Annotated in this window: 28 protein-coding genes, 1 tRNA gene and 1 pseudogene; 23 read left to right on the top strand and 7 right to left on the bottom strand. The window is 55.4% G+C overall.

Going from position 1 to position 21,397, the window contains the following annotated elements:
• Positions 1 to 65: 65 nt before the first annotated feature.
• The 14 genes from ACTIDN_RS00950 (at position 66) to ACTIDN_RS00885 (ending at position 14,576) form a co-directional block, all read left to right on the top strand.
• On the top strand, positions 66 to 986 hold the full coding sequence (locus ACTIDN_RS00950; RefSeq protein ID WP_441375682.1) for a portal protein: 921 nt from the start codon (positions 66 to 68) through the stop codon (positions 984 to 986).
• Positions 983 to 1,807, top strand: coding sequence for a hypothetical protein (locus ACTIDN_RS00945; RefSeq protein ID WP_441375681.1), 825 nt, complete (start codon positions 983 to 985; stop codon positions 1,805 to 1,807). The genes ACTIDN_RS00950 and ACTIDN_RS00945 overlap by 4 nt, the downstream gene beginning before the upstream one ends.
• Positions 1,808 to 1,950: 143 nt before the next feature.
• A complete protein-coding gene (locus tag ACTIDN_RS00940) occupies positions 1,951 to 3,240 on the top strand; it encodes a P22 phage major capsid protein family protein (RefSeq protein ID WP_441375680.1) in 1,290 nt (429 codons plus the stop codon).
• On the top strand, positions 3,240 to 3,425 hold the full coding sequence (locus ACTIDN_RS00935) for a hypothetical protein (protein ID WP_441375679.1): 186 nt from the start codon (positions 3,240 to 3,242) through the stop codon (positions 3,423 to 3,425). Before ACTIDN_RS00940 ends, ACTIDN_RS00935 begins: the two co-directional genes overlap by 1 nt.
• Positions 3,409 to 4,260, top strand: coding sequence for a hypothetical protein (locus ACTIDN_RS00930; protein WP_441375678.1), 852 nt, complete (start codon positions 3,409 to 3,411; stop codon positions 4,258 to 4,260). The genes ACTIDN_RS00935 and ACTIDN_RS00930 overlap by 17 nt, the downstream gene beginning before the upstream one ends.
• Complete coding sequence (locus ACTIDN_RS00925; protein WP_441375677.1) at positions 4,257 to 5,348, top strand: hypothetical protein; 1,092 nt, start codon at positions 4,257 to 4,259, stop codon at positions 5,346 to 5,348. Before ACTIDN_RS00930 ends, ACTIDN_RS00925 begins: the two co-directional genes overlap by 4 nt.
• Complete coding sequence (locus ACTIDN_RS00920) at positions 5,339 to 7,285, top strand: glycoside hydrolase family 66 protein (protein WP_441375676.1); 1,947 nt, start codon at positions 5,339 to 5,341, stop codon at positions 7,283 to 7,285. The genes ACTIDN_RS00925 and ACTIDN_RS00920 overlap by 10 nt, the downstream gene beginning before the upstream one ends.
• Positions 7,285 to 8,730 (top strand): hypothetical protein, encoded by a 1,446-nt coding sequence (locus ACTIDN_RS00915; protein ID WP_441375675.1) that lies wholly within the window; start codon positions 7,285 to 7,287, stop codon positions 8,728 to 8,730. Before ACTIDN_RS00920 ends, ACTIDN_RS00915 begins: the two co-directional genes overlap by 1 nt.
• Complete coding sequence (locus ACTIDN_RS00910) at positions 8,727 to 9,215, top strand: hypothetical protein (RefSeq protein ID WP_441375674.1); 489 nt, start codon at positions 8,727 to 8,729, stop codon at positions 9,213 to 9,215. Before ACTIDN_RS00915 ends, ACTIDN_RS00910 begins: the two co-directional genes overlap by 4 nt.
• Entirely contained in the window at positions 9,179 to 9,496 is a 318-nt protein-coding gene (locus tag ACTIDN_RS00905) for a hypothetical protein (protein ID WP_441375673.1), read from the top strand. The genes ACTIDN_RS00910 and ACTIDN_RS00905 overlap by 37 nt, the downstream gene beginning before the upstream one ends.
• On the top strand, positions 9,493 to 9,852 hold the full coding sequence (locus ACTIDN_RS00900) for a hypothetical protein (protein ID WP_441375672.1): 360 nt from the start codon (positions 9,493 to 9,495) through the stop codon (positions 9,850 to 9,852). The genes ACTIDN_RS00905 and ACTIDN_RS00900 overlap by 4 nt, the downstream gene beginning before the upstream one ends.
• Positions 9,849 to 10,739, top strand: a complete 891-nt coding sequence (locus tag ACTIDN_RS00895) for a hypothetical protein (RefSeq protein ID WP_441375671.1) — start codon at positions 9,849 to 9,851, stop codon at positions 10,737 to 10,739. Before ACTIDN_RS00900 ends, ACTIDN_RS00895 begins: the two co-directional genes overlap by 4 nt.
• Complete coding sequence (locus tag ACTIDN_RS00890; RefSeq protein ID WP_441375670.1) at positions 10,739 to 12,244, top strand: hypothetical protein; 1,506 nt, start codon at positions 10,739 to 10,741, stop codon at positions 12,242 to 12,244. Before ACTIDN_RS00895 ends, ACTIDN_RS00890 begins: the two co-directional genes overlap by 1 nt.
• The gene (locus tag ACTIDN_RS00885; RefSeq protein WP_441375669.1) at positions 12,234 to 14,576 is read left to right on the top strand and encodes a lytic transglycosylase domain-containing protein; all 2,343 of its coding nucleotides are present in this window, start codon (positions 12,234 to 12,236) and stop codon (positions 14,574 to 14,576) included. Before ACTIDN_RS00890 ends, ACTIDN_RS00885 begins: the two co-directional genes overlap by 11 nt.
• Here the strand turns inward: ACTIDN_RS00885 and ACTIDN_RS00880 are convergent.
• From ACTIDN_RS00880 to ACTIDN_RS00855, 6 genes and pseudogenes are all read right to left on the bottom strand, one after another.
• Complete coding sequence (locus tag ACTIDN_RS00880) at positions 14,573 to 14,857, bottom strand: hypothetical protein (RefSeq protein WP_441375668.1); 285 nt, start codon at positions 14,855 to 14,857, stop codon at positions 14,573 to 14,575. The genes ACTIDN_RS00885 and ACTIDN_RS00880 overlap by 4 nt on opposite strands.
• A 39-nt stretch (positions 14,858 to 14,896) precedes the next feature.
• The gene (locus ACTIDN_RS00875) at positions 14,897 to 15,418 is read right to left on the bottom strand and encodes a hypothetical protein (RefSeq protein ID WP_441375667.1); all 522 of its coding nucleotides are present in this window, start codon (positions 15,416 to 15,418) and stop codon (positions 14,897 to 14,899) included.
• A 133-nt stretch (positions 15,419 to 15,551) separates the two neighbouring features.
• Positions 15,552 to 15,791 (bottom strand): hypothetical protein, encoded by a 240-nt coding sequence (locus ACTIDN_RS00870; protein WP_441375666.1) that lies wholly within the window; start codon positions 15,789 to 15,791, stop codon positions 15,552 to 15,554.
• 134 nt (positions 15,792 to 15,925) lie between these two features.
• Positions 15,926 to 16,744, bottom strand: coding sequence for a KilA-N domain-containing protein (locus tag ACTIDN_RS00865; protein WP_441375665.1), 819 nt, complete (start codon positions 16,742 to 16,744; stop codon positions 15,926 to 15,928).
• Positions 16,741 to 17,163 (bottom strand): hypothetical protein, encoded by a 423-nt coding sequence (locus tag ACTIDN_RS00860; protein WP_441375664.1) that lies wholly within the window; start codon positions 17,161 to 17,163, stop codon positions 16,741 to 16,743. The genes ACTIDN_RS00865 and ACTIDN_RS00860 overlap by 4 nt, the downstream gene beginning before the upstream one ends.
• Before the next feature lie 15 nt (positions 17,164 to 17,178).
• A pseudogene (locus ACTIDN_RS00855) lies at positions 17,179 to 17,289 on the bottom strand (Arc family DNA-binding protein); the annotation flags it as partial.
• Between the two features lie 110 nt (positions 17,290 to 17,399).
• Between ACTIDN_RS00855 and ACTIDN_RS00850 the strand changes: the two are divergent.
• The 9 genes from ACTIDN_RS00850 (at position 17,400) to ACTIDN_RS00810 (ending at position 20,873) form a co-directional block, all read left to right on the top strand.
• Positions 17,400 to 18,026, top strand: a complete 627-nt coding sequence (locus ACTIDN_RS00850; protein WP_441375663.1) for a toxin-antitoxin system HicB family antitoxin — start codon at positions 17,400 to 17,402, stop codon at positions 18,024 to 18,026.
• A gap of 191 nt (positions 18,027 to 18,217) precedes the next feature.
• Positions 18,218 to 18,505 (top strand): hypothetical protein, encoded by a 288-nt coding sequence (locus tag ACTIDN_RS00845; protein WP_441375662.1) that lies wholly within the window; start codon positions 18,218 to 18,220, stop codon positions 18,503 to 18,505.
• 172 nt (positions 18,506 to 18,677) lie between these two features.
• Positions 18,678 to 18,821 (top strand): hypothetical protein, encoded by a 144-nt coding sequence (locus tag ACTIDN_RS00840; RefSeq protein WP_441375661.1) that lies wholly within the window; start codon positions 18,678 to 18,680, stop codon positions 18,819 to 18,821.
• 101 nt (positions 18,822 to 18,922) lie between these two features.
• Positions 18,923 to 19,237: a hypothetical protein gene (locus ACTIDN_RS00835; RefSeq protein ID WP_441375660.1), complete on the top strand. Its 315-nt coding sequence runs from the start codon at positions 18,923 to 18,925 to the stop codon at positions 19,235 to 19,237.
• Positions 19,237 to 19,563: a hypothetical protein gene (locus ACTIDN_RS00830; protein ID WP_441375659.1), complete on the top strand. Its 327-nt coding sequence runs from the start codon at positions 19,237 to 19,239 to the stop codon at positions 19,561 to 19,563. Before ACTIDN_RS00835 ends, ACTIDN_RS00830 begins: the two co-directional genes overlap by 1 nt.
• On the top strand, positions 19,560 to 20,048 hold the full coding sequence (locus ACTIDN_RS00825) for a hypothetical protein (protein WP_441375658.1): 489 nt from the start codon (positions 19,560 to 19,562) through the stop codon (positions 20,046 to 20,048). Before ACTIDN_RS00830 ends, ACTIDN_RS00825 begins: the two co-directional genes overlap by 4 nt.
• Positions 20,045 to 20,296 carry a hypothetical protein gene (locus ACTIDN_RS00820; RefSeq protein WP_441375657.1) on the top strand — a complete coding sequence of 84 codons (252 nt, stop codon included), beginning with the start codon at positions 20,045 to 20,047 and terminating at the stop codon, positions 20,294 to 20,296. Before ACTIDN_RS00825 ends, ACTIDN_RS00820 begins: the two co-directional genes overlap by 4 nt.
• On the top strand, positions 20,293 to 20,670 hold the full coding sequence (locus ACTIDN_RS00815) for a hypothetical protein (protein WP_441375656.1): 378 nt from the start codon (positions 20,293 to 20,295) through the stop codon (positions 20,668 to 20,670). Before ACTIDN_RS00820 ends, ACTIDN_RS00815 begins: the two co-directional genes overlap by 4 nt.
• 2 nt (positions 20,671 to 20,672) lie before the next feature.
• Entirely contained in the window at positions 20,673 to 20,873 is a 201-nt protein-coding gene (locus ACTIDN_RS00810) for a hypothetical protein (RefSeq protein WP_441375655.1), read from the top strand.
• A 343-nt stretch (positions 20,874 to 21,216) separates the two neighbouring features.
• Here the strand turns inward: ACTIDN_RS00810 and ACTIDN_RS00805 are convergent.
• Positions 21,217 to 21,293, bottom strand: a tRNA-Arg gene (locus tag ACTIDN_RS00805).
• Between the last annotated feature and the right edge of the window lie 104 nt (positions 21,294 to 21,397).

Here is a 21,397-nt window from a genome sequence, read left to right as displayed (position 1 = left end):
GACTTTTTCATAATCTAACCCGATGTACAACCCTTCTGTGAGATTTCCGCGACGAGAAGTCGGGCGTGGCCATCCAGCAGCGGCAACGCCAGTCTGACACCGCCAATTACCACTACACCGACAATCAGGGCATGGCGCTGCGCTACATTGGGCGTCTGCTCATCAGTGCCATTCCGAAAGTCTACGATACGCAGCGGGCAGTACAGTCGCTCGGGATGGACGGTACGCAGACCGGCGTAGTCGTTGACCCGAATTTGCAGCAGTCTGCCACAGTCGCGCTGCCTCCGGGGCCTGATGGACAGCCACAGCAGCCACCACAGGGCATGTCACTGGCTAAGCAGAGGCAGATTGAGGGGGCAATTCTTGCCATCAATCCCACGATTGGCCGGTATGATGTTGAGGCGGATGTAGGTCCAGCTTTCGCAACGCGGAGACAGGATGCGTTCAACGCCCTGACGCAGATTGTGCAGGCAGACCCACAGTTGATGGGGCAGATTGGCGACCTCGTATTCCTGAGCGCAGACTTCCCACTGGCTGACGAGATTGCCGACCGCCTCAAGCCAGCGTCCGATGATCCACGCCTTGGGCAGGCTCAACAGATGATCCAGCAGTTGCAGGGTCAGATAGGCCAGTTGCATCAGCAGTTGAAAGACAAGTCTGCCGATATTCAGATCAAGGCCGCCACCCAGCAGCATGCCAAGGTCAAAGACGTGATGGCAGCGGATACGAACCAGTATAAAGCCGAGACGGACCGCATGGCGGCCATTGGCTCGACTGACCCCGCTGCGCTGCGTGTTCTGGTTCATCAGTTGGTGTCTGAGGCTTTATCCGGCGGGCCTCAACAGCCACCAGAAGATCCGGAAGAAGGTGCTGCGCCTGCTATTCAGGACGGGCCACCCGGACCACTTCCGCGCCTGCCATCCTCCAATCCTCCCGGCGGTGAAATCCACGCGCCAAACCCCATAAATGGAGCAGTTGACGTATGAGCGACACACTGGAAATTCAGACCGAGATAACGCCTGATATCCAAACCGATATCACTCCGGGCTCTGATGCGCAGTTAGAGCACGGGAGCGAAAGCGCCCCCGGTGAGGGAGAGTCTGTCACTGCCCCAGCACAGGAAGAGAAAAAGCCTGTTCCCGCATGGATGCAGCGCAAGATTGACAAAATGACGTTCGAGCGCCGGGAGGCTGAGCGACGCGCGCAGGCTGCACAGGAAGAAGCTGCCCAATATGCCCGCGCCCTGAAAGCTTCCCGCGGCGAGGAAGAGCAGGCACCCGAATTAACGCCTGACCAGATACGCGAACAGGTGCAGCGCGAATACGAGCAGAAAGCGCAGCAGGAAACCGAGGCGCGGTCGTTCGTTGATCGGTGTAATGCTATTGCCCGTGCGGTACGTCAGGCCGACCCAACTACGGACGCGAGGGATTTGACACAACTCCTGAGCGATCAGGCTGGTTTGGATTTTAATAAAACGTCACACCGACAGCTACTTTCTGATATTTCTGAGTTGCCAAATGCTGGTGCGGTGTACTACGCTTTGGCTCACGACCCAGATAAGGCGAGTGAAATTTTCGATGCTCCTGAGCGCCGTCAATTTGCTTTGCTGGAACGGTTCGCGGGAACACTGGCGAAACCAGAGCAGGCACAGCAGATAACCAAGCCTGTGGCACCTCAGGTTTCAAAAGCCCCGCCGCCGGTAAATGCGCCAACTGGGGCGGCATCAGGTGGGAAGCGGTCAATCTATGACCCGAACATTTCCGCCTCTGAATTTGACCGTTTATGGAAAGCGGGCGTTCGGACCTAACCTGCGCGGGGCAGTAACCCCGCAAACGCCACGGGGGCGCTAACCCGGCTGTTTCCGGTGCTCGTAACCGGCACACGTTCTGCCTTTGGCGAGAGCGGCACGATAGGCGCAAGTGCGCCACTGTATATTGTGAGCCGAAACCCGTGGCTAATCAGCTTATTAACGACATGATCATCACAAAACGCGCCCTGCCGCTGTTTCGTGATACCAATGGTTTTATCAAGAACGTTGACCGTTCCTATGACAGCTATTTCGGCAAGTCTGGGGCGAAGATTGGCGCGTCCGTCAACGTCCGTCTGCCGAACGACCCGGTTGTGGGCGATGGTGCGGTTGTCAGCCCTCAGGCCATTACTGAGCGCTCCATTCCGCTAACAATTGCTTACCGGAAGCACGTTTCTCTGTCATTCGATACGCAGGAACGCACCCTGAATATTGACGATTTCAGCGGGCGCTACATCGAGCCGTCAGTCAACAACCTGACTGGCACGGTTGCTAACATCGCCATGCAGCTTGCGCTGGGTGCGGCCAACATGGTGCGTAATACTGACGGGAACGGCAACACCATTGCCCCATCGTCTGATACGTGGCTCAAAGCCAAGGCCAAACTCACCAAGCAGCACGCGCCGACCATGGATCGCTTTGCTGTGTTGGACCCTGATACCGATGCCAATACGGTTTCCGGCCTGATGGGACTGTTCAACCCTCAGGCTAAAATTGGCGACCAGACCACGACTGGCTCCATGCAGGCTCCGCTGTTGGGTGTGCGCGAGTGGATCAGTGACCAGACTTGCTTGGTCACCACCACCGGGTCTTATGACGGGAAAGCAACAGCGACCGGTAGCGTGACCAACATCACCAATTCTGGCAACGCCATCCCCGGCCAGATCAGCCCGACAGCATACCCGCAGAACTCCGTTATTGGATGCTCTGCGCTCAATGGCGGCCTGAATGCTGGTGACGTGATCACCATTACGGGCGTCAATCAGGTCAACCGTGTGACCAAGCAGTCCTACGGCACACCGATGCAGTTTGTGGTGACGCAGGCTGCGGTATCTGGGGCTACGTCTATCGTGGTTTCCCCTGCACTGGTTGGCCCCTCTGCTGATGGCTCTCAGGCGCAGTACCAGACTGTGGACAAGGCACCGCAGGCTGATGCTATCATCAATCTTGTCGGTAAGCAGGGCGAAACTATCCGCCGCAATCTGCTGTTCAACAAGAAGGCCATGACGATGGTGACTGTTGACCTGATGGAGGTCAATAAGGGCGTCGTGGATTGCGGTATGGCAAACCTCGACGGCATCTCTATGCGTACGTTGACCTACTACAATGGCACCAACGACACGCTTGGAACCCGCCTTGATGTGCTGTTCGGTATTGGTGTGCTGCGCCCCGAATGGATGTGTATCGTTCCGGATATTATCCACGCGGGCTGATGCGTCAGTATCCAAAATGCCTGCACCACCCGAACGGTTACGAAACTGTGACCGTTCGGGATGCAGCGGAAGAAGCGCGGGTGAGAGCTCGCATGATGGGCCGCCCTGTGCCTGAGCGCCGGGACGCGCCACCCAAGCCCGTAATGCGGCGGAAGGGACGCCCTGCCAATGGCCGGAGCAACTGACGGCACCCCCGATAAAACCACAGGCTATACCGTATCTGATCTTGTCGGCATGGCATTGCGTCAGATCGGCATCGGCGCAATGGGGACCTCTCCAAATCCACCAGATGTTGCTGATGGGGTAATGCATCTGAATATGATGCTGGCGCAGTGGCAGCGCCGGAAATTCCTTGTACCCAACCTTGTCGATCTGTTCTGCCCGTCTACCGGCGCATCCGTTTATTACGCCGGTCCGGGTGGTGATTTTGATATGCCCTTACGCCCTGCGCAGGTTGTTGCGGCATATGCACGCCTGTTAGCGAGTGGAACAAGCGCCACTCAGGACGGGGATTTCTCTGGCGGTGACTTTAACGGGAACGACTTCGATACGGGCTCAGACGGGCTATTAGCCGGGAACCCTATTGATTACTCGCTGACACCAATACCCTCCTACGAGGATTATGCTGGCCTCAGCCTCAAAGGGCTCAAGACATGGCCGAATTATTTTTACTACAACCCCGCGTTCCCATCGGGTGAATTCAGGCCGTGGCCTATCCCTCCTGCTGATTTGTGGGAATTCCACATTATCGTTCCGGAGATTTTGCCAACAACGCTCACGGCAACCGACCCCATCAATCTTCCTCCCGAATATTGGGACGCGATCATGTGGTCTCTGGCGGCCCGCATGGCACCATCCTACGGTCAGGAGGCGTCCCCCACGGTTGTCGCGGCTACCAAATCAGCCCTAGCGACCATTCGGTCAGCCAATATGCAAATCCCGACGCTGGGCATGCCAGCGATCCTGACACCACTCAATAATCCGTTCTACTGGCCCGGACTGGAGATCCAGAAATTATGAAACGCCTGCTCCTGCTGGCGGCGCTATGCTTGCCGTCTTTCGCATCTGCTCAGTCGGTCCCGGCCATGAACAGGCGCGTCACTCTCGATGGTCCGACCGGCCTGAACGCCGCTATGGAGACAAAGGCCGATGTGAACAGGCCGGTGGTCAGCAACCCGACAATCTCCGGACCGACACCAACGGTGGATAGCGTTGACACGACCGCCTCCGTTGATCTTGGCCGCTGGCGTTGGTTCAATAACAACGGAACCTTTGGGTTGCAGGCATTGAATGATGCGAAATCTACCATCAACAGTGTGTTCTCCTGCACCCGGAATGGTGCCATCCCAACTGGCTGCACATTTACAGTCCCCATTACCACGCCGAACGGCGTGTTCGGTGAGCCTCTGGCGGGGGATATTCTGGGGACATGGCCGAACCTATATTTGGCCCCGAACATCACGGTATCTAGCGGCCTGACGATTGGGAATGCATCAGCGCCGCAGTTGACTCTGCAATCCACGCTCTCATCAAACCCTGTGACGTTCTGGCAGGACCCTGATGGAAACGCGAATTTCTCGACAAATTCAAGCAATACGCGTTTCGAGTTCTACACTGCGAACGGCGCTCTGGAAGTGCATGATACGGGCGCAGGAGGAGCCGCCAAGATCAACCTGTACGGGCAGGGCAATAGTATTCCAGCCTCTCTCTGGCAGGATACTGGCGGCGGTCTCTACATGTCTCCGGGGTCCACAAACGGCAGCACGTCAATTTATTCGAACGGGACTGGGGGTATCGCGCTTTACGGTAACCATGTGCAGCTGCATGGGACCGCATCAGGAGGCACGAATGGTGCTGTTCTGGATTTCTTTGGGCCGGGTCAAACAAACCCTGCCTCTATCTGGCAGGATCAATATGCGAACATGTATATTGCGTCACAGGTCGGGAACAGTTGGCTCAATATCGAAGCAGCAGGGACGGGCTATGTTAATGTTTCCAGTCCTCTCAGAAATAGCGGTATGCTGACATCCGCGCCCTTAACTGGCGCTCATTTTGTCTGTGTCGATGATGCAGGCGATATCTATCGGAGCGATAGCGCATGCAGATGATCAAGCGACTGGCCATATTTTTGGGGTTTTTGGCGGCCGCTCCCCTGACGGCACATGCTGACCCGCATTTATCCGGCCCGCTTATCCAGTCCATCAATACTGATTTCTCACGGTATCGGGGAGGCGAGCAGATACGTATGTTCGTCACTCTGTCCAACAGCACAGGGGCACCGTTTACGGGAACTGTGACGGGGACAGTATCAGGGCGGGGTGTGCAGGTTGGCCAGCCGGTGTCGGTTGCGGTGACTGCGCTCCCGGCAGGCGGGCTGATAACCACAGAGTTACGCTTTCCATCGAGCCGGACCAACTGGCAGGGGTATTTGGTCACTTTGGTTGCAGCGGACCAGAACGGCCATCAGCTTGATCAGGAAGCAGGGGCGTTTGACCTCTCTACCGACTGGTGGACATACCCTCGGCAGTGCTGGGTTGTTGGCACATATACGGACTGGGGTGGCTGGAAGCCGAATTTGTTCGGTACGCCGCAGCAGGATTTGCAGAGCCTCAACGCTTATCATTGCAACAATCTTCAATTCTACAACATGCTCTACCGCTGGCATAAGCCGTGGACTGACACTCTGTCATGGGTCAATGGTGACGGACAGACTATCAGCACGGATTTGATAAAGCGCCATATATCAGCAGCAAAAACCCTTCGTATGGGTACGCTGATGTATATGCCGATCTATGCTGCCAATTATGGGGTTTCTCCCGGGTTTACACGCGACGGATCAGGGGCGCAATTATCATGGGGGATGTTTACAAAAGCGTGCGGGTCATCATGTACGGTTTCTGATCTGCTAAAATTCAACGACAAAATAGCTTACATGGACCCGAATAATAAGGATTGGCAGGCATACTGGGGTCAACAAGCTGAGTTAATGCGCCAGCGTCTTGGATTTGATGGCATGTTTATTGATACGTTCGGCACGATCAATACCGCGCTCTGGAACTGGGAAGCGTCCCGGATCATAATGGACACCACATATTCCACATTCCTGAAGACGGTTCAGGGGTATGTGAACGGCCCAATGGTCTTAAACCCGGCAGGTTCGTACAATGAGCAGGATCTCGTTCAGTCAGGACGCGAAACTTATCATTTCGTAGAACGCTGGAATAATCCATCTGATATTGGAAACTTTGGTGACTTCCTGACCAAGGCGCGGCAGGTCTGGGGGTGGGCGAACAGAACCCCCAATAACATTGGTCTCGACTGGGATATGGGCTTGAACAAGACGCTCGGTGCGTCAAAGTCATGTTCCATCAATGGTGGCCCCACCGCGTGCACCTTCAACACACCCGGCGTCCTGTATCAGGAAGCGGCAATGCTTGCGACTGGTGCACATCACGCCTGGATTGTGGATGGGCAACAGAACCCCGGTGATGGGGCGCGGTTCATCAGTAATGATGATTTCCCCATCGGCAACATGCTTAGCCCTAATCCCGACATGGTGCAGGGTGAGTATGACTACCAGACTTTTGGCGTGGCCTACGAGAAACTGCTGCGGCTGAACATCAGTGCCTCGGCCGCAGCGGCTCCGTCTATCACCTCAGGTGCTACGGGCAGCACGACTGCGGCAGCTGGCAAGGTCTGGCTCTTCCAGAACCATCGGAGTGGCTTCGATATCCTGCATCTGCTCAATTACCAGCAGATGAGCGCGGCCTCGTTTTCAGACGTGAATGACAACGCGGCCAATGCAGCCGCACCGACAGCCACCGGCGCGCTTCAGGTCAAGATGTACTACACGTCAGGCGGAACGCTTGGTGACCTCTACACAGCCAGCCCGGACGTGAACCATGGGGCTCCGGTGAAGCTGACTTATGCAACAGGCTCTGATGCATCCGGCGGCTTCATAACATTCACACTTCCATCCCTGAAATACTGGGACATGGTCTGGCTCGAAAACGGTGTCTCCTCCAGCGATTACGGAACGCCCTGATGGTTCGTATCAACCTGACGGGAGGAGCATATCAGGCCCGGTCAACGGCAGTTGCAGCACAGCGCTGCCTGAACCTAATCCCTGAACCTTTGCCTGCACAGGAACAGGAGCCAGTGCAATACGCGCATTACCCCACGCCGGGAACGCGCATTTTTGCAACGCCAGAGGCGGGTGCCGTGCGGTGCCTGTACCAGTCCACGCAAGGAGATCTGATCGCCGTTGTGGGGAGCGGGGTTTATGTGGCGCAGGCCAACGGCAACACCACGAAAATAGGCACCATTTCGGCGGGGGCCGGTCAGGTCCGTATGCAGGACAATGGCATCACGCTGTTCATTGTGGACGGCACGGCAAAGGGTGGCTGGTATTGCTCCCTGCCTAAAAAGCCGCAGCAGGGGCTATATGGCACGCTTACCCAGATAGTGGACAGCGCATTCTATGGCTCCCGTACGATTGCCATTCTGGATACGTTTTTTCTTTACACAAATCCCGACACGACAAACTGGTATGTGGGCCCGGCGCAGTTCGCTGACGAGGCGACAACACCCTTTGACAGTCTCTATGTTGCCAGCAAGACCAGCTATCCTGATACCATTTCCGGTATCGCTGTTGTCGGGCAGACGATCTGGCTGTTCGGGACGCAGGAAACTGAGCTGTGGTACACCTCTGGCGCTGCGGATTTCCCGTTCCAGCGGATGCCATCACTGAGCATTGGCGCAGGGTGTAATGCCCCCTATAGCATTTCCGCAAATTCTGATGTGGTTCTCTGGCTAGGCGCGGACCGAACGGGCCTTCTGCGGGTGTATCTCGGGAATGGACAAACGGCGCAACCCGTCAGCACATATGCGATAGAGAACGCCATCCAGCAGTATGCAGGTAGCGATGCGGCTATAGGGCATATCTACCAGCAGGGTGGCCATACCTTCTATGTCCTGACCTTCCCGAAGGCAGGGGAAACGTGGGTTTATGATCTGTCCACCGGGTTGTGGCATGAGCGCTGTTCTCTGGATCCTCACACGCTGGAAGAAGCGCCACTGCGGGCTAATGCATGGGCCTGCGCATATGGGAGAGTGTTTTGCGGCGATCCGGAAACAGGAGCAATTTACGAGGTCTCTCTTGATCTAGACACCGAGACCGGAACGCCAGTAAAGCGCCAGCGCTCATTCCCGCACGCTATTGGGGATGGACGGCGCATGATCCACCGCAAACTCATGCTGGATATGCAGAACGGCAGCGGGGCCGTTGTGCACCTCGACTGGTCAGATGACCGGGGTGCGACATGGAGCCACCCCTATGTGCAGATGCCGCTGGGGCAGGATGGGAATACATGGCCCACGGTCTGGCGACTGGGTCTAGCGCGTGACCGAGTGTACCGCATGACATGGACCGGGGGTAACGGCGCTGCTTTGATGGGCGGGTTTATTGACGCAGATACGGTGGCGACATGAGCGAGGCATCCAGCTATTACATGCCGTATTACTCCGGCCCGATTGCGGACCGGAATGGCAACCCGACAGCAGGCTTTACGCGTTACCAACTGGCGATTTTTAACAGAACCGGCAAAGAGCCCGGCACGGATACGGCTTACGATACCCAACGTATTACTGTGGCTATCAGCACAGCCAATAAAGCGGAAACGGACGCGCAATCAGCATTAGGGCAGGCAGCATCAGCACAAGGCACCGCGACCATGGCGCTCACAGAGGCAAAATCTGCCAGTGCTGAGGTGACAGTTTTAGGCGATGCTGTGAAAACAGCAGAGGCAGACGCGCAATCTGCTTTACTGGCAGCGCAGGACGTACTAGTATTAACCCTGCTCACGTACGGCAGCCTTACGGCGAAAACGGCACAATCTCTTGATGATGCGGCGCTCAATGCCGCGCAAAGTCAGATTTTATGGCCGTTTCTACGCTCGCAATCCAACCAGGTATAAACCTGACGGCATCCGCACAGACGGTTGCCACAGGCTCTGGTTCCAGCACAATTATTACAACCGCTGTTGTTGCAAACAACACGACTGCGGCTGTTGCCCTCTCCGTTAGCGTGACACGCGCAGCGGGTGGCACTTTCCCTGTCATTATCAGCCGGTCTGTCCCGCCCAATAGCAGCGCAATCCCGCCCGAACTGGCGGCGTTTTCGCTTGCTCAGGGCGATGTGCTCACGGCTTCGGGTAATGGGCTTTCCCTTATCCTCAACGGGTTTGTCGTATCATGATGACGGTGGAGCAAATCATCGGACGCGATGTCCCGGCGGGCGGCAAGGTTTACCGCGTGGGCGATGTGGTGTGCATTACTATGCCGCTGGAGCAGGCTGGTATTTATGAGGCGCACTGTGCCGCCGCCAAGCATGCCCGTGGCAAGATAGCGCTTGATGCCATGCGCCAATCCCTCGCTGATTTTTGGTCAGACCACCCAGACGCCACGGAGCTTATTGCCGCACCAAAGCGAGACAACAGGGCCGTTCGTGTCACTAACTCGCTACTCGGCTTTAAGCTGGACGGGGTTTTCCCCGTTGCGTGGCCAGACGGCCAGACCCGTGAAACCTGCCTTTACCGGATGAAACGCCCATGATGAGACATCCCGCAGCCCCACGCGATACTCAGTACGGCCTATGCCGCGATGTATTCGGGATAGGGCAAGGAGTGCAGGCCGCGACGACTGCCGCGACGACTGCCGTGCAGATGGCTTTAACCCAGAAGGCCATGAACAAGGCCAGCCGAACCGGAACCAATCAAGCCAAAGCCATCGGCGCGTCTGGCGAGGCCGCGCAAAACTATCTGAACCCCTATGTTGCGACCGGGCAGAATATGCTCGCCAACATCAACAGCAACATGCCGTTGTGGGGGAATATTGATAATACTTACACGGATCAGGCAGGCAATCAGCTTAACAGGTTACAGAATGGCCTGACGGAAGACTACCTGAAGGCAACGCCGGGTTACCAGTGGAACCTGTCGCAGGGCGAGCAGGCAGCGACAAACAGCGCCGCCGCGCGCGGTCTGGCAAACAGCGGTGCAGCCCTTAAAGGGGCGGCCACCTACGCCAGCGGGCTAGCTGATAGCACGTATCAGAACCAGTATAACGACACCTTGAATACGGCCAATCAGTTGCTTGGTGTCAACAATGCCAGCCAAGGCAACCTGACAAACACTTGGAACCGTGAGAACCAGTTGCTGGGTTATGGATCACAGGCCGCAGGTACCAGCGCTAGCAATGCCACCAGCACCGCAGTCAATAGTGCTGCGGCTCAGATGGCAGGTGTTGGCGCGTCTATGGCTGGCACTACTGCGATGAGCAACAGTCTGGGCAATGGACTGAACAGTCTAGGAAATCAGGCCGCAAAATACGGCAGCAACTACGCAGCCTACAATAATCTGATTAACGGAAATTCCTCCAGATCAGTGAGCACACCCAATAGTGGGATTGAGGACAGAATTACTGCTGCGGGGTATTCCTGATGCCAACATTTGACATGAACGCCAATGCTCTGCTCGGCATTGGGCAGGGCACAGTCCAGCCGCAGAATAACCTGATGCCCAACATCGCGCAGGCGGCGGCGGTGCAGAACCAGTTGCTCGGGACCAAAATACGGCAGGCGGAGTATGATGCCCAGTTAGCACAGGGCAACGCACTGCTTGGCGCTACCGATGCCTATGGCCGCACGGATTATGCCAAGGCCCGCGCAACCATGGCCCATACCCCGGCAGCAGCTTTGGGCGCGGCGCAAGCCATGAGCGACCAGAACGCAATCAGGCATCAAGATCTTGCCAACACTGAGGCCGGGAAAAACGCCATTGGCTCCATTCTTTCCTACGTGAGGACGCACCCGGATAAGGAGCACCTATTCGCGGGTGGGCGTATGGCAAAGTCAATTTACCCCGGACAGAACATTGATGCCATTGTTGACCAGATTGCCCAGCACCCTGACGGGATAAAGGGCGGCATCGATCAGCTTATCAACTCCATGCAGTCCGCGAAGGGGCAGCAGGCGAACGCCTACGGTACTCCCGGCGCAACCGTGGACAACGGGCAGCAAGTCATCATTGGCACGCAGGGCAGCGCCATGACTGGCGGGCAGTTCCAGCCAAGCACTACTGTGCAGAAACAGGTCGGGCCTGACAGCAACGCCATCATGTTGCCGGTGACAATGAAAGACCCAGAAACCGGCCAGATGATCACCGTCTATCGCCCTGCGGGAGAACTCCGCCAGAGTAATGGTAGCGGGAACTTTACCGGGCGGAGGATAAATACGGCTGGCGGCCCGGCTGAACCAATGTCTGGCGCACCCACCGGTTATGCTGATCAGTATAAAACAGGGCAGGATATGCAAAATGCCCTGTCAGCGCAGCAGAATGATGTGACGCAGAATATTGCTACGCTGCGCAATTTGGATGCACTTCTGTCATCTCCCGAGTTGAAGAATGTACGCTCCCGTACTTTGAAAGATATTGCCAATAATGCCAGCAAATTCGGCATAGATTGGGGTGGCAGCAAGGGATATGCAACCATTGCTCAGGAAATTGACAAAGCGGGCGCAACACTCCGCAAGCAGATGATGGACGGCGGCAGCGGCCCCCACACTAATGCGGGCCTGCTTGATCTTGGACATATCACGCCCAGCATCGACATGACGCCAACGGCGGCCCGCGCCTTGACCAATGAGATACTGACTGCCGCGGTCTATAAGCAGGGGCAGCAGAAACTGGCAGCATCCATAAAAGACCCCACGAAAGTCCTTTCTGCTCTTGCTGATTACGACCAGAATTTTGACCCGCGATTTGCCACCATTCAGCGGCTCGGGCCAGAAGAGGGGCGGGAATATGCAAAGTCTCATATCACAGACCGTGCGCAATATTCTGATGCTGTCAGGCGCATGGCTCGTGCGCAGCGTGAAAAAGGCTATGACTACGGCCTGACGCCGCAACAGGTTGACCGGATACTCGGCCCGTCCAATGGCCGATGATCTTCAAAGGCGTGTTGATCAGGCGTTTCGGGACGCCTCAAAGGCGCACAACATTGATGAGAAGTGGCTCAGGGCTGTAGCGGAAACGGAAAGCGGCGGTCGTCTGGACGCTCAAAGCCCCGCCGGGGCAATTGGTCTCATGCAGATCATGCCGGATACAGCCAAGTCACTTGGCATTGATCCGCGTGATCCAGTGCAAGCCATCCATGGCGCGGCTCGGCTGCTGGATGAGAACCTGAAGCGATACAGCAACCCGACTGATGCAATGCGGGCCTATAATGGCGGCACGGATCGGGCGCGTTGGGACAACAATGAGACGCGGGCCTATCCCGGCAAGGTAATGGCGAACATGGCAAAAATCGAAAAGAAGCAGGGCGCGGCTAATCCGTCCGATGCGTTGGATGACAGCATCTATGGATGGGACGATGTACCTCAACAGAAGGCGCAGAACGCACCTCTGGATGACAGCATTTACGGGTGGGGGCCAGAGAAGCCTGTTGCCCATGTTCCTGAGCAGTCTGCTCTTGGTAAGGCCGGCACTTTAGTCAATGACACAGTAAATGCAGCGGGGCGCGAAATTGACAAGACATTTGGCGCAGGCGTTCCGCATCTGCTTGGCTGGCTGGCGTCCGCTGGTCATCATTATGACAATGCAGCATCGCGTAAACTCGCAAGTATCGGCGATGCTGTAGAGGCGGCAGAGAATGCGGACGAAGACTCTCGGAAGGGAGACTATGGGAGCGATGTTTCTGGTGCAGTCGGGGGGATGCTGGGGGCTGGCCTTTCTGCTGCTGTGGGCGGCAGGTTGGTTCGTCCCGCTGCGGGTATGCTTGAGGGAACGCGTGGCGGCAGGGTGGCGGCCAACCTGCTAAAGGGGGAGGGGCCAGCCGTTACGCGGTGGGGCAACAATGCCTTGGCGGCTGGAGTACAGACGGCACTGGCTGACGGTGACTGGAAAGATCAGGCGGCGCTCACTTTGGGCCTAAGTGCGCTTGGTCATGGGGCGGGCAAAGCCCTTTCAGCAGGGGGTGGCAGGCTGAAGGGTACCGCAGACAAGATCATCAATTACCTTGACCCAGACGGCGTTATGCAGCGCGCCCCAGAAGCCCCCGAAAGCGCCTTATCAGCAGCAGCCCAGAAGGCAGAGCAAAAGGCACAAACAAAGACGGTCTCTAAAATTGGCGCTTTCTCTGACCCTAAGAAGGCAGCGCAGGCTATTGAGCAGGCCTTTACCAGCAAAAACGGTACGCGGCTTTATGAGGCGCAAGTTCCGGGTGTGTTCCATACTAAGGCGACAAGAAACGGCGATGTGAAACTGGCAGGGCTGGAAGACAATTTGCGGGATTTGTACCCAGAAGCGTTCCGGACGCTGGATCTTGCTAACGGCGAAGCCTACACCAAGCACCTGCGGGATACGATTGGGACGCCAGAGCACATTGCCAACTTGGAACAGGAGCGGTCTGCTTTTGAGGCAGCACAGCGCGAAGCCGCATTCCAGAATGAGGCCCCGGTTTCAACCACAGCACTGCATGACGTTTTGGACCAACATATTGCGGATAACCGGGGAAACTCTGCCGTAAAGCAGGCTCTCATTCGGGCCAAGACAGAATTAGCCGATGCATCAGATGACACCGGAACTGCGCTGCCTTCTAATCTATGGAATGTGCGCAAGGCCATAGGTTATGGGTTACAGCAGGCGGCAGCGAGTGAAAGCAGCCATATGAGGGCCGCAGCTTCCCGCCTTACGCCGTTCATGGATGATCTGGCGCACCATATAGAGCAAGGAGCTCCGGGGTTTAATGACTACTTAAAAGGGTATTCAAGCCGATCCAGCGATATTGATTCACTGCGCTTTCTTCAATCTCGCGGCCTTTTGCAGGCATCAAACGATGCAGCCAGCGGGGAAGCTGTAAAGTATACAGCCCTGAAAAACTTGATCAGCCAGATTGATAAAAACGAAGTATCTGTTTCAACTAAAGGGACAGATGTCGTCACGCCAGAGCAAGAACAGCGCTTGCGAATGCTCTATAGGGATATGTTGGCAGAGCGCGAAATTCAGGCGGCAGGCCGATCAAGCAATGCATCAAAAACATTCAAAGCCGGGATGAAGCAACGCGAAAAAGAAATTAGAGGTGGGAATGTTGGTGCTGTTGTCAGCACAGCCGGGGGCCTGCTTGGGATGCATGAAGGCGGCGCTATAACCGGAGGATTGGCGGGCGCAGGCCTGCACACAGTCAACCACTTAGCCAATCATGCCTTGGCAAACCGGAGACTAACTAACATGCAGAGAGCGGACCAAGAAGTTATTAACCTTCTTATGCCTAGACGTTAGTCACCGTTGAAACGGACGCCGTTCAAGGCGCGGTCCAGTGCATCAGCGCGGCGGCGCTCTATCTGCTGACGGATGTACCAGGGCGCGAAAGCCAGAAAGAAAACGGCAATAATAAACGGGGTCGCACCTTCAGTAAGATCGTGCATAGATGTGCCAAATAGCACTGTCATCAACAGCATGAACCCGCCCGAGCAAAACGCCAGAAAGGCCGCTGGGATAAAAGACCCCCGCGCCCACCACATAAAGAACACGAACGCTGCTGCGACGTAGAGTATTGCCATACCCCCACATACCACACCTCAGGCCTGTGGGGGTAGGGCTTAAACAGTTTGAGCAGGCGACCGCATAAAGTCCGGCACTTCTGTTGCTATTGTCATCTTGCGGATGCGGCCCATTTCATCTGCGTGTTTATACCGGACAACAAAAGCTACGATATTCTGCGTAAACATGGCTAACCGGGCAACGCTGAACAGGGCGTCTCCATCATCTTCCGGCACACAGTAGAAGGAATATTCCCTGCGCCCGCCTTCCTGCCGTTCTGTCGGGTTGCGGGCTGCGTACTTCTGGCCGTCCAGTTCTTCATGCACGCCGTAGGTGTGGGCAAGCTGAGGTTTGGGGCCGAACTCATAAATAAAGCGCACAAGGTCGGGCAGGGATCCCACAATCTCAACGCCCGTCGGGTGGCTCACCGAGAACTCGACTATCTCGACCGGATCATCTGATGTGTTGATGATATCAAACGTCAGTTTGAGAACCGGGGGAGATTTCTCACCCCCTAGCGGCTCCCATGCTGCGCTTGCGTAACACTTTGGCTTACGTGGTTCTGAGAAGATTTTGAGCATGTAATTCCGTACCACAGGACCGCTGTTTTTAAGAAGGAAAATCAGTATGCCGTGTGCGTTCAGAACCATTGGAATAATGCAGCATATACCAAGGATTCTCATCAATTACGCAGCCCCGAAGGGCCGCGTATTGTCACGCCAGCGCCTGACGCTTGGCTGCTTTCGACTCAGTGATGCCACGCTGCACATTTGCTACCCATGCCGGATAGCGGCGCAGGAACAATTCACGCATCCGGTCAACAACGCCCCGTACTGGTACGGCCTCCATAATCCGGCAGAACAGACCAGCCGCCTGCTCGCGTGATAGTCTGGGCAATCTGTGCCGACTCACCACGTTCCGGCACTCGTCCAGATACTCTTCAAAAACCGCCATGTCTGAGAGCAGGTCGTGGTCCGACTGGTAATGGCCGGAGATCGGGTTGATTATAGCGTTCTTTTCTTCAAGCCTGCTTGCTGCCCTCGCGAATACGCCAGCGTTGCCACCCCCGGAGGGGTGGCTAGCCTGTATCAGGCTGCTTTCGCTGGCGTTGGAGCAAAAGGGCGCAGTTGCTCAACGACAGACGGTTTCCATTTAAGCTGCTGCTGAGAGCCTTTCCCACCTTTGCGGGCCGTATCAAACATGCGGCCATAAGCAAGACCTTTTTCTGTCATGCTCCAGTCGCTAGTACCAGACGAACCTGGGGTGTGAACTTGCAAATAAAGGTCGTGCCAGAGGATCTGGTTTACCTTACGAGCGGATAATCCCAAAGGTGCACCAATCTGGGTTGGTGTGAGGTAGTTATCCTGAGACGGAGATGGAAGCTGAATGGCCCCTATCTCCCCCAACAGGTCAACTCCAGTATGTTTATGTGCAGCCTGATTAGCCGAAATGGCCGCTTGATTTTTATCCAGCCCAGTTAACTTGCCAATAAAATTAAATGACCGAAACAAAGCAGTTGCGCGGGCAGTTGCTGCCACAAAATCCAATTCTGTTGGAGCTTGCTGTAGTGTGCCAGCTATAGCTTCCATTTTTTCACGGGCAGCTTGGTTCACCCAAGCATGGAATTCTGGACTGAGTTTCTTCGCATAAGCAAAGGCTACTTGCCAGTGCCCCCACGTGCCACCCCCCTTTCCGGGCTTGGAATTTATAACATGGGAAATTCCCATGTTTAGAGTTTCACTGATAAACTCGATGAATTTTTCACCATCCACAGAACGTTGCCACTCTGCGGGTGAACTTGATACCGGCTTTCCTGCGGCCTTCCACATATCCGTCAGGCAAATATTGCCGCCAAGGAAATTGATCTTCTTCTCATTATAAACGAGGGCACCCTTATTCTCGCTCATGCTGCACCTCCTTCACCACGAAGCGAAGGGAACAAACTCAGTAGCCTTTCTCTTGGCTTGCCTGCGTAAAACACCTCATGCTCTGTTTCGTTATCTTCAATGGTGTCGAGCATGCTACCCGCGATTTTGATCATTTGTTCGCGTGAAGGGGGATTGTCTATTACAAGCATGCTGATTACGTCATCCATCAGGATACCCATTGTAATCATTTGAGATCGCGCAAGCTTAAGAAGATTGTCTTGGGATAGAAGAGATAATCCCTTGTAACAGCAGGCATCAGGCACATCGAAAACGATTTTTGCCCTTTCGTGCGCAGGTATGTTATCATTCAACATAGCAGTTTTCCTATCTGCGTGAGAGACAGCGGGTTCGGTCGCCAAACTTGCTCCCGCTGCTCTCGTTTCTTCATTTATTTTCATCGCCTCTAACCGGATCAATATCTCGGTATTGAGGCTTCTAGCGTTGTTTTTTGCCCTGTCTCTCAACCATTCGTGCAGTTCAGTTGAAAGTCTTAAGCTTGTTTTAACGCCGTTCTTTGTGTCCAGTTTCTTTATGGCTCCACTTTACGGCATCACAAATGATGCCACACCCTCCTTATCTATGGCATCACTGATGGCGTCAAGACAAAAAGAAAAAAAGGCGCTATGCCGGAGCTATGGAAGAAGAAACCACACTCCGATTCTCATTGCGCGTCCCGAAAGAGCTTCATGAGCGCGTCGCTATGTCGGCAAACAAGCACGGTAACTCCCTAAATACGGAAATGCTGCGGCTTCTCGATGTCGGGCTGGAGGGAGGGCAAGAAAAAGCGGCAACTGAGGGTCTTGTCGAGCAACTACTGCCGCCAGGTATGGTTTGGAGATTGGAGCGTTACAGTATTATTTCTGGTCTTCCATCCGCTGAAGAGGCGGCAAAAAGACTGATAAAGTCAGCACTCGAAGAAAAAGAATCTACAAACGATATTTTGGAAAAACTATCTGAGTCTTTCGGAAAGGAAAGAGATTTAAGGCTGTTGGCACGAGACGTCATAGCCTCACATAGTGCCACTACAAATATTAAATACGGCAGAGACTATGTATGGTTTGAAACTAAATCTGGAGAGTCTGGCGCAATAGATAGTAACGGGAAATTATATTTCTCTGAGCGCGGCAACGAGTGGGACGAGAACATGAACTATTATGCCCCACAGTCACTGCAAGATATTCGAAGCGCTGCAATTAATTCTCGTCCGGGGTATCGCGACGATGGTACACCTCCAGACCTAGACCCAGAAATCCCCTTCTGACCCTTCCCACCATGCTAAAACTAACCGCCCTATACCTCTGCGCCGCTATTATGCTGGGCCTCGTACTCTACGGAGCCTACGCGGTCCTGCTCGCCCCGCCACCCCACGGCGGGTGCTCTATGGGGATGTGTTTCTGACTCCCCAACCACACGGAAAAAGGTTAGGCTCTCCCCATCATAGGAGAGCATTTCATGAAGAAGTTATTTTTACTCGTCGCTACAGCCTCATTTTTGACAGGCTGCGACACCCGGCCAGACGCATTGCGCCACCCCCTTACAGCCGAAGAAGTGCCCACCAGCGCCTACGCAACGGAAACCTGTGCCGCTCTGGCGCAAGATGACCTTGCAGCCGGTGACAAAATTGCGAAGTGGAAGACAAAGCGCATCAGCGCCCGCAAGCGCTCAATGATCGAACATGAAATGGGCAAGTCAGAAGCAATCCGCCGCACACAGGCCGAGAAGGGATGCCCGACTAGGTAGTGACCCGGCTCCGAAGGCCGATTGCCTCACACCCTTTAATCGCATAACATCAGATTACGGCGCGACTTTAAACGAGTCTAGGCGGCACAATGCAATACCGTTGGTAAGCTTGATGCGCCGTGAATCTGTACAAAATGAAGCAAGTAATGGTACCGTTGAGGCGGAGGTTACCATGCTCTTTCTTCGCCTAGAAACATCAGCTCCTGACGGCAGTTCTGCAATCAAGGCTATCACCCGTCTGGTCAATGTGGTCTCCGTAGTTATCTTGGCGCTCACAAGCGTCTGGATAGCAGTTTACCTGCATACCAACTGGTGATGCTTTTTTATAACTTGCCCACGTACCCCAGCCTGTACTAGAATCACAGCACGGCAGGCTTCGCGCTGGCGGCACAATTCGATCTTCCGAATGTTGCTCTCATGCGATTGCTTTTGCTTGCCGCTTCCATTTTCATTGTTACGCCCGCACTTGCACAGACACAGGCCGCTGCGCCTGTTGAGCCATATACGTATGGAAAGCGCGCTGGCGTTCCTTCAAATCCCATTGTCGTACTGACAGTTTCTCAGGTTGTGACAGTCGCAACCTTGCCAGCCGCCTGTACGGACGGCCAGTTGGCGTTTGTGGCAGATGCGCGAACTCCTACGCAGGGGGTGGGGAAGGGCACCGGCGTTGTTGCGAGATGCTCCAGTAATACGTGGAAATCCCTTGCAGATGGCTCTGCGGTGCAGAACTGATGCCAGAACCAATCAGCTACATGGATCGCGCAGACGATCACGAGCGGCGGATTTCTGCGCTCGAAAACGGGCAGGCTGCTCTTGAGCAGGGGCAGGTGCGGCTTGAACAGAAAATGGCCGAATATAACGGTGAGAACCGTTCTCGCGCGGAGACACAGGAACGGGCTTTCCAAGGCGGCTTTCGTCTGCTTTCTGAGAAAATTGATACTATCAGTAATCAGGTTTCAAGGCTTGGTAGTGTGCGCGGCTGGGCAGGCTGGGCGATTGTCACTGCAACGTCAGCCGGTGTTGCCAGCATCGTCTCACACTTCTGGATGCATCAATGAGCGGCGGCATGGACCTAGGCGATGTCCTGCGCGAATGGATTGATCCCGCACTTGCATTTCTGCCTGCGTCGCTCAACACGCCAGCCCGCGCCCAGCTTGTTTTGGGTATTGGCAACAAAGAGACCCAGTACCGGTTTTTACGGCAGATTGGCGGCGGGCCTGCGCGTGGCCCTTGGCAGATGGAACCGGCCACACATGACGACATGTGGCGTAACTTCATCCGCTACCGGCCAGAACTGCAAAATGCGGCGCTCCGGCTACTTGCTGGCACAACGCCAGACGCACGGCTGCTGACCACGCGGCTGGATTACGCCGCCTTGATGGCCGCGCTCTATGTCTACCGCTCACCAGTATCGCTGCCCGCATACGGGAATGCCGTAGCGCAGGCCACGTTCTGGAAAGACAATTTCAACACAAAGCTGGGGAAGGGAACAGTCGCGGGTGCACTGCCATTCTTCCAGCAAGCAGTGAAAGTAATGGCATGAGCCAAAAAATACTGAATTACGTCCGGCAACCCACAACGCTGATCGGCCTGAGCCTGACTGTGGGCGCGCTAGTTGGCAACGCAATGGGCGTGCTGTCCGAAGCAGTCAGCGGTACCATCCTGACAGCAACGCTGCCTCTATGGGTCTCTGACCTCAGCTCACAAGCCAAAATTGGTGCCATCGAGGGCGTGTTGATTTCAACAACCCACGGTGCTGCTGCCCCCAAGAAAACGGAAACCCCGACATGAGAAAACTCCTCCTACTGCTGCCCCTTCTGGGTGTTGTTGCGTGCGCGAACACTGAACAGGGCAAATTGCGTCAGGCCGTATATGACACGGCAAGCGCCTATCATGTCGTGGCCGCCCCAATGCCGGACGTGATGGCTGGCAAAGTGCCGGGCGTTCATCTGACTGATGCTCAGAAAACCATCGCAAAGCGGGCCAGCCAGTCTGTGTATAACGAACTGGCCACCCTCAATGCATCAGCACAGAAGGGCGATACCCTTTCTGAGACAAGCGTAAGTGCTGCACAGGCGGCCTTCGCATCATTCGAAACGTGCTGGACAGGCCTGAAAGCGGGAACAACCCCCGATGCCTGCGCAGCTATCGGCGGGAGCAAATGACCATGACGTCAGCAGAAATTAGCGCCGTTCTCGGCGTAGTCGCCACCGTGGTAGGCCTTGCTGAGAAATATGGCCCAGAGGTTTACGAGACCGTGGCCAGCGCTCTGGAGCAGAGCAAAAGCAAAACCGGCCCAACCGCTGACCAGATTGCAGCACTGTTTGCCAAATGCACGGTAGATAATGCGGCTATTCAGGCGTCGTGATCGGGTACGTGGAGGCCTTCCTTGCGGGAGGCCTTACTTTCATGGGGGCTTTAGGGGTCGCGTTCTTTTTGAACAAGGACGGTGAGGATAGCGGCCCGTTTAAGTGACGAGCTCCCATCGTCTGCCTGCGTCCCTAAAGCTGGTCGCAGTCTCCGTACCGGTATAGCCCCAGACGGTTAGAGGGGGATTTCTCCTGCGGCGTAACCGCTCTGTTTTCCAGACCTCTGCGCCGCGTGCACACGACGACTACCCGCATTTCCGATGGACGATTATTGCGCCCAGAGCGGTTCGGGGCTGGCACCCGCCAACTGCTGGGCTTTACCCCATAGTTGGAACTTGAAACTGGTGCGCTGAGAAGGACTTGAACCCTCAACCCACGGTGTAGAAGACCGTTGCTCTATCCGGTTGAGCTACCAGCGCTTTATGCTGCGGGCCGGGCTTGATACCGGATGCCGTCGAGACCTTTGGCTATTGTAGCCATTGGGTGGGCATGACGCCGACACTTGGCCGCTCTCTCTCATTGA

Origin of the sequence: Acetobacter sp. (assembly GCF_052102375.1) — a bacterium.
GTDB lineage: Bacteria > Pseudomonadota > Alphaproteobacteria > Acetobacterales > Acetobacteraceae > Acetobacter.
The sequence above is the reverse complement of the archived record's forward strand: the minus strand, read 5'-3'. Positions and strand labels throughout refer to the sequence as shown.

What these genes read in the sequence shown, in the direction of transcription:
- ACTIDN_RS00900 (WP_441375672.1), top strand. Translation starts at nt 9,493, where the DNA reads ATGATGACGGTGGAGCAAATCATCGGACGCGATGTCCCGGCGGGCGGC.
- ACTIDN_RS00910 (WP_441375674.1), top strand. Translation starts at nt 8,727, where the DNA reads ATGAGCGAGGCATCCAGCTATTACATGCCGTATTACTCCGGCCCGATT.
- ACTIDN_RS00840 (WP_441375661.1), top strand. Translation starts at nt 18,678, where the DNA reads ATGCTCTTTCTTCGCCTAGAAACATCAGCTCCTGACGGCAGTTCTGCA.
- ACTIDN_RS00915 (WP_441375675.1), top strand. Translation starts at nt 7,285, where the DNA reads ATGGTTCGTATCAACCTGACGGGAGGAGCATATCAGGCCCGGTCAACG.
- ACTIDN_RS00905 (WP_441375673.1), top strand. Translation starts at nt 9,179, where the DNA reads ATGGCCGTTTCTACGCTCGCAATCCAACCAGGTATAAACCTGACGGCA.
- ACTIDN_RS00825 (WP_441375658.1), top strand. Translation starts at nt 19,560, where the DNA reads ATGAGCGGCGGCATGGACCTAGGCGATGTCCTGCGCGAATGGATTGAT.
- ACTIDN_RS00820 (WP_441375657.1), top strand. Translation starts at nt 20,045, where the DNA reads ATGAGCCAAAAAATACTGAATTACGTCCGGCAACCCACAACGCTGATC.
- ACTIDN_RS00920 (WP_441375676.1), top strand. Translation starts at nt 5,339, where the DNA reads ATGCAGATGATCAAGCGACTGGCCATATTTTTGGGGTTTTTGGCGGCC.
- ACTIDN_RS00880 (WP_441375668.1), bottom strand. Translation starts at nt 14,857, where the DNA reads ATGGCAATACTCTACGTCGCAGCAGCGTTCGTGTTCTTTATGTGGTGG.
- ACTIDN_RS00830 (WP_441375659.1), top strand. Translation starts at nt 19,237, where the DNA reads ATGCCAGAACCAATCAGCTACATGGATCGCGCAGACGATCACGAGCGG.
- ACTIDN_RS00895 (WP_441375671.1), top strand. Translation starts at nt 9,849, where the DNA reads ATGATGAGACATCCCGCAGCCCCACGCGATACTCAGTACGGCCTATGC.
- ACTIDN_RS00885 (WP_441375669.1), top strand. Translation starts at nt 12,234, where the DNA reads ATGGCCGATGATCTTCAAAGGCGTGTTGATCAGGCGTTTCGGGACGCC.
- ACTIDN_RS00945 (WP_441375681.1), top strand. Translation starts at nt 983, where the DNA reads ATGAGCGACACACTGGAAATTCAGACCGAGATAACGCCTGATATCCAA.
- ACTIDN_RS00890 (WP_441375670.1), top strand. Translation starts at nt 10,739, where the DNA reads ATGCCAACATTTGACATGAACGCCAATGCTCTGCTCGGCATTGGGCAG.
- ACTIDN_RS00875 (WP_441375667.1), bottom strand. Translation starts at nt 15,418, where the DNA reads ATGCTCAAAATCTTCTCAGAACCACGTAAGCCAAAGTGTTACGCAAGC.
- ACTIDN_RS00845 (WP_441375662.1), top strand. Translation starts at nt 18,218, where the DNA reads ATGAAGAAGTTATTTTTACTCGTCGCTACAGCCTCATTTTTGACAGGC.
- ACTIDN_RS00930 (WP_441375678.1), top strand. Translation starts at nt 3,409, where the DNA reads ATGGCCGGAGCAACTGACGGCACCCCCGATAAAACCACAGGCTATACC.
- ACTIDN_RS00810 (WP_441375655.1), top strand. Translation starts at nt 20,673, where the DNA reads ATGACGTCAGCAGAAATTAGCGCCGTTCTCGGCGTAGTCGCCACCGTG.
- ACTIDN_RS00815 (WP_441375656.1), top strand. Translation starts at nt 20,293, where the DNA reads ATGAGAAAACTCCTCCTACTGCTGCCCCTTCTGGGTGTTGTTGCGTGC.
- ACTIDN_RS00935 (WP_441375679.1), top strand. Translation starts at nt 3,240, where the DNA reads ATGCGTCAGTATCCAAAATGCCTGCACCACCCGAACGGTTACGAAACT.
- ACTIDN_RS00850 (WP_441375663.1), top strand. Translation starts at nt 17,400, where the DNA reads ATGGAAGAAGAAACCACACTCCGATTCTCATTGCGCGTCCCGAAAGAG.
- ACTIDN_RS00860 (WP_441375664.1), bottom strand. Translation starts at nt 17,163, where the DNA reads ATGAAAATAAATGAAGAAACGAGAGCAGCGGGAGCAAGTTTGGCGACC.
- ACTIDN_RS00865 (WP_441375665.1), bottom strand. Translation starts at nt 16,744, where the DNA reads ATGAGCGAGAATAAGGGTGCCCTCGTTTATAATGAGAAGAAGATCAAT.
- ACTIDN_RS00925 (WP_441375677.1), top strand. Translation starts at nt 4,257, where the DNA reads ATGAAACGCCTGCTCCTGCTGGCGGCGCTATGCTTGCCGTCTTTCGCA.
- ACTIDN_RS00870 (WP_441375666.1), bottom strand. Translation starts at nt 15,791, where the DNA reads ATGGCGGTTTTTGAAGAGTATCTGGACGAGTGCCGGAACGTGGTGAGT.
- ACTIDN_RS00835 (WP_441375660.1), top strand. Translation starts at nt 18,923, where the DNA reads ATGCGATTGCTTTTGCTTGCCGCTTCCATTTTCATTGTTACGCCCGCA.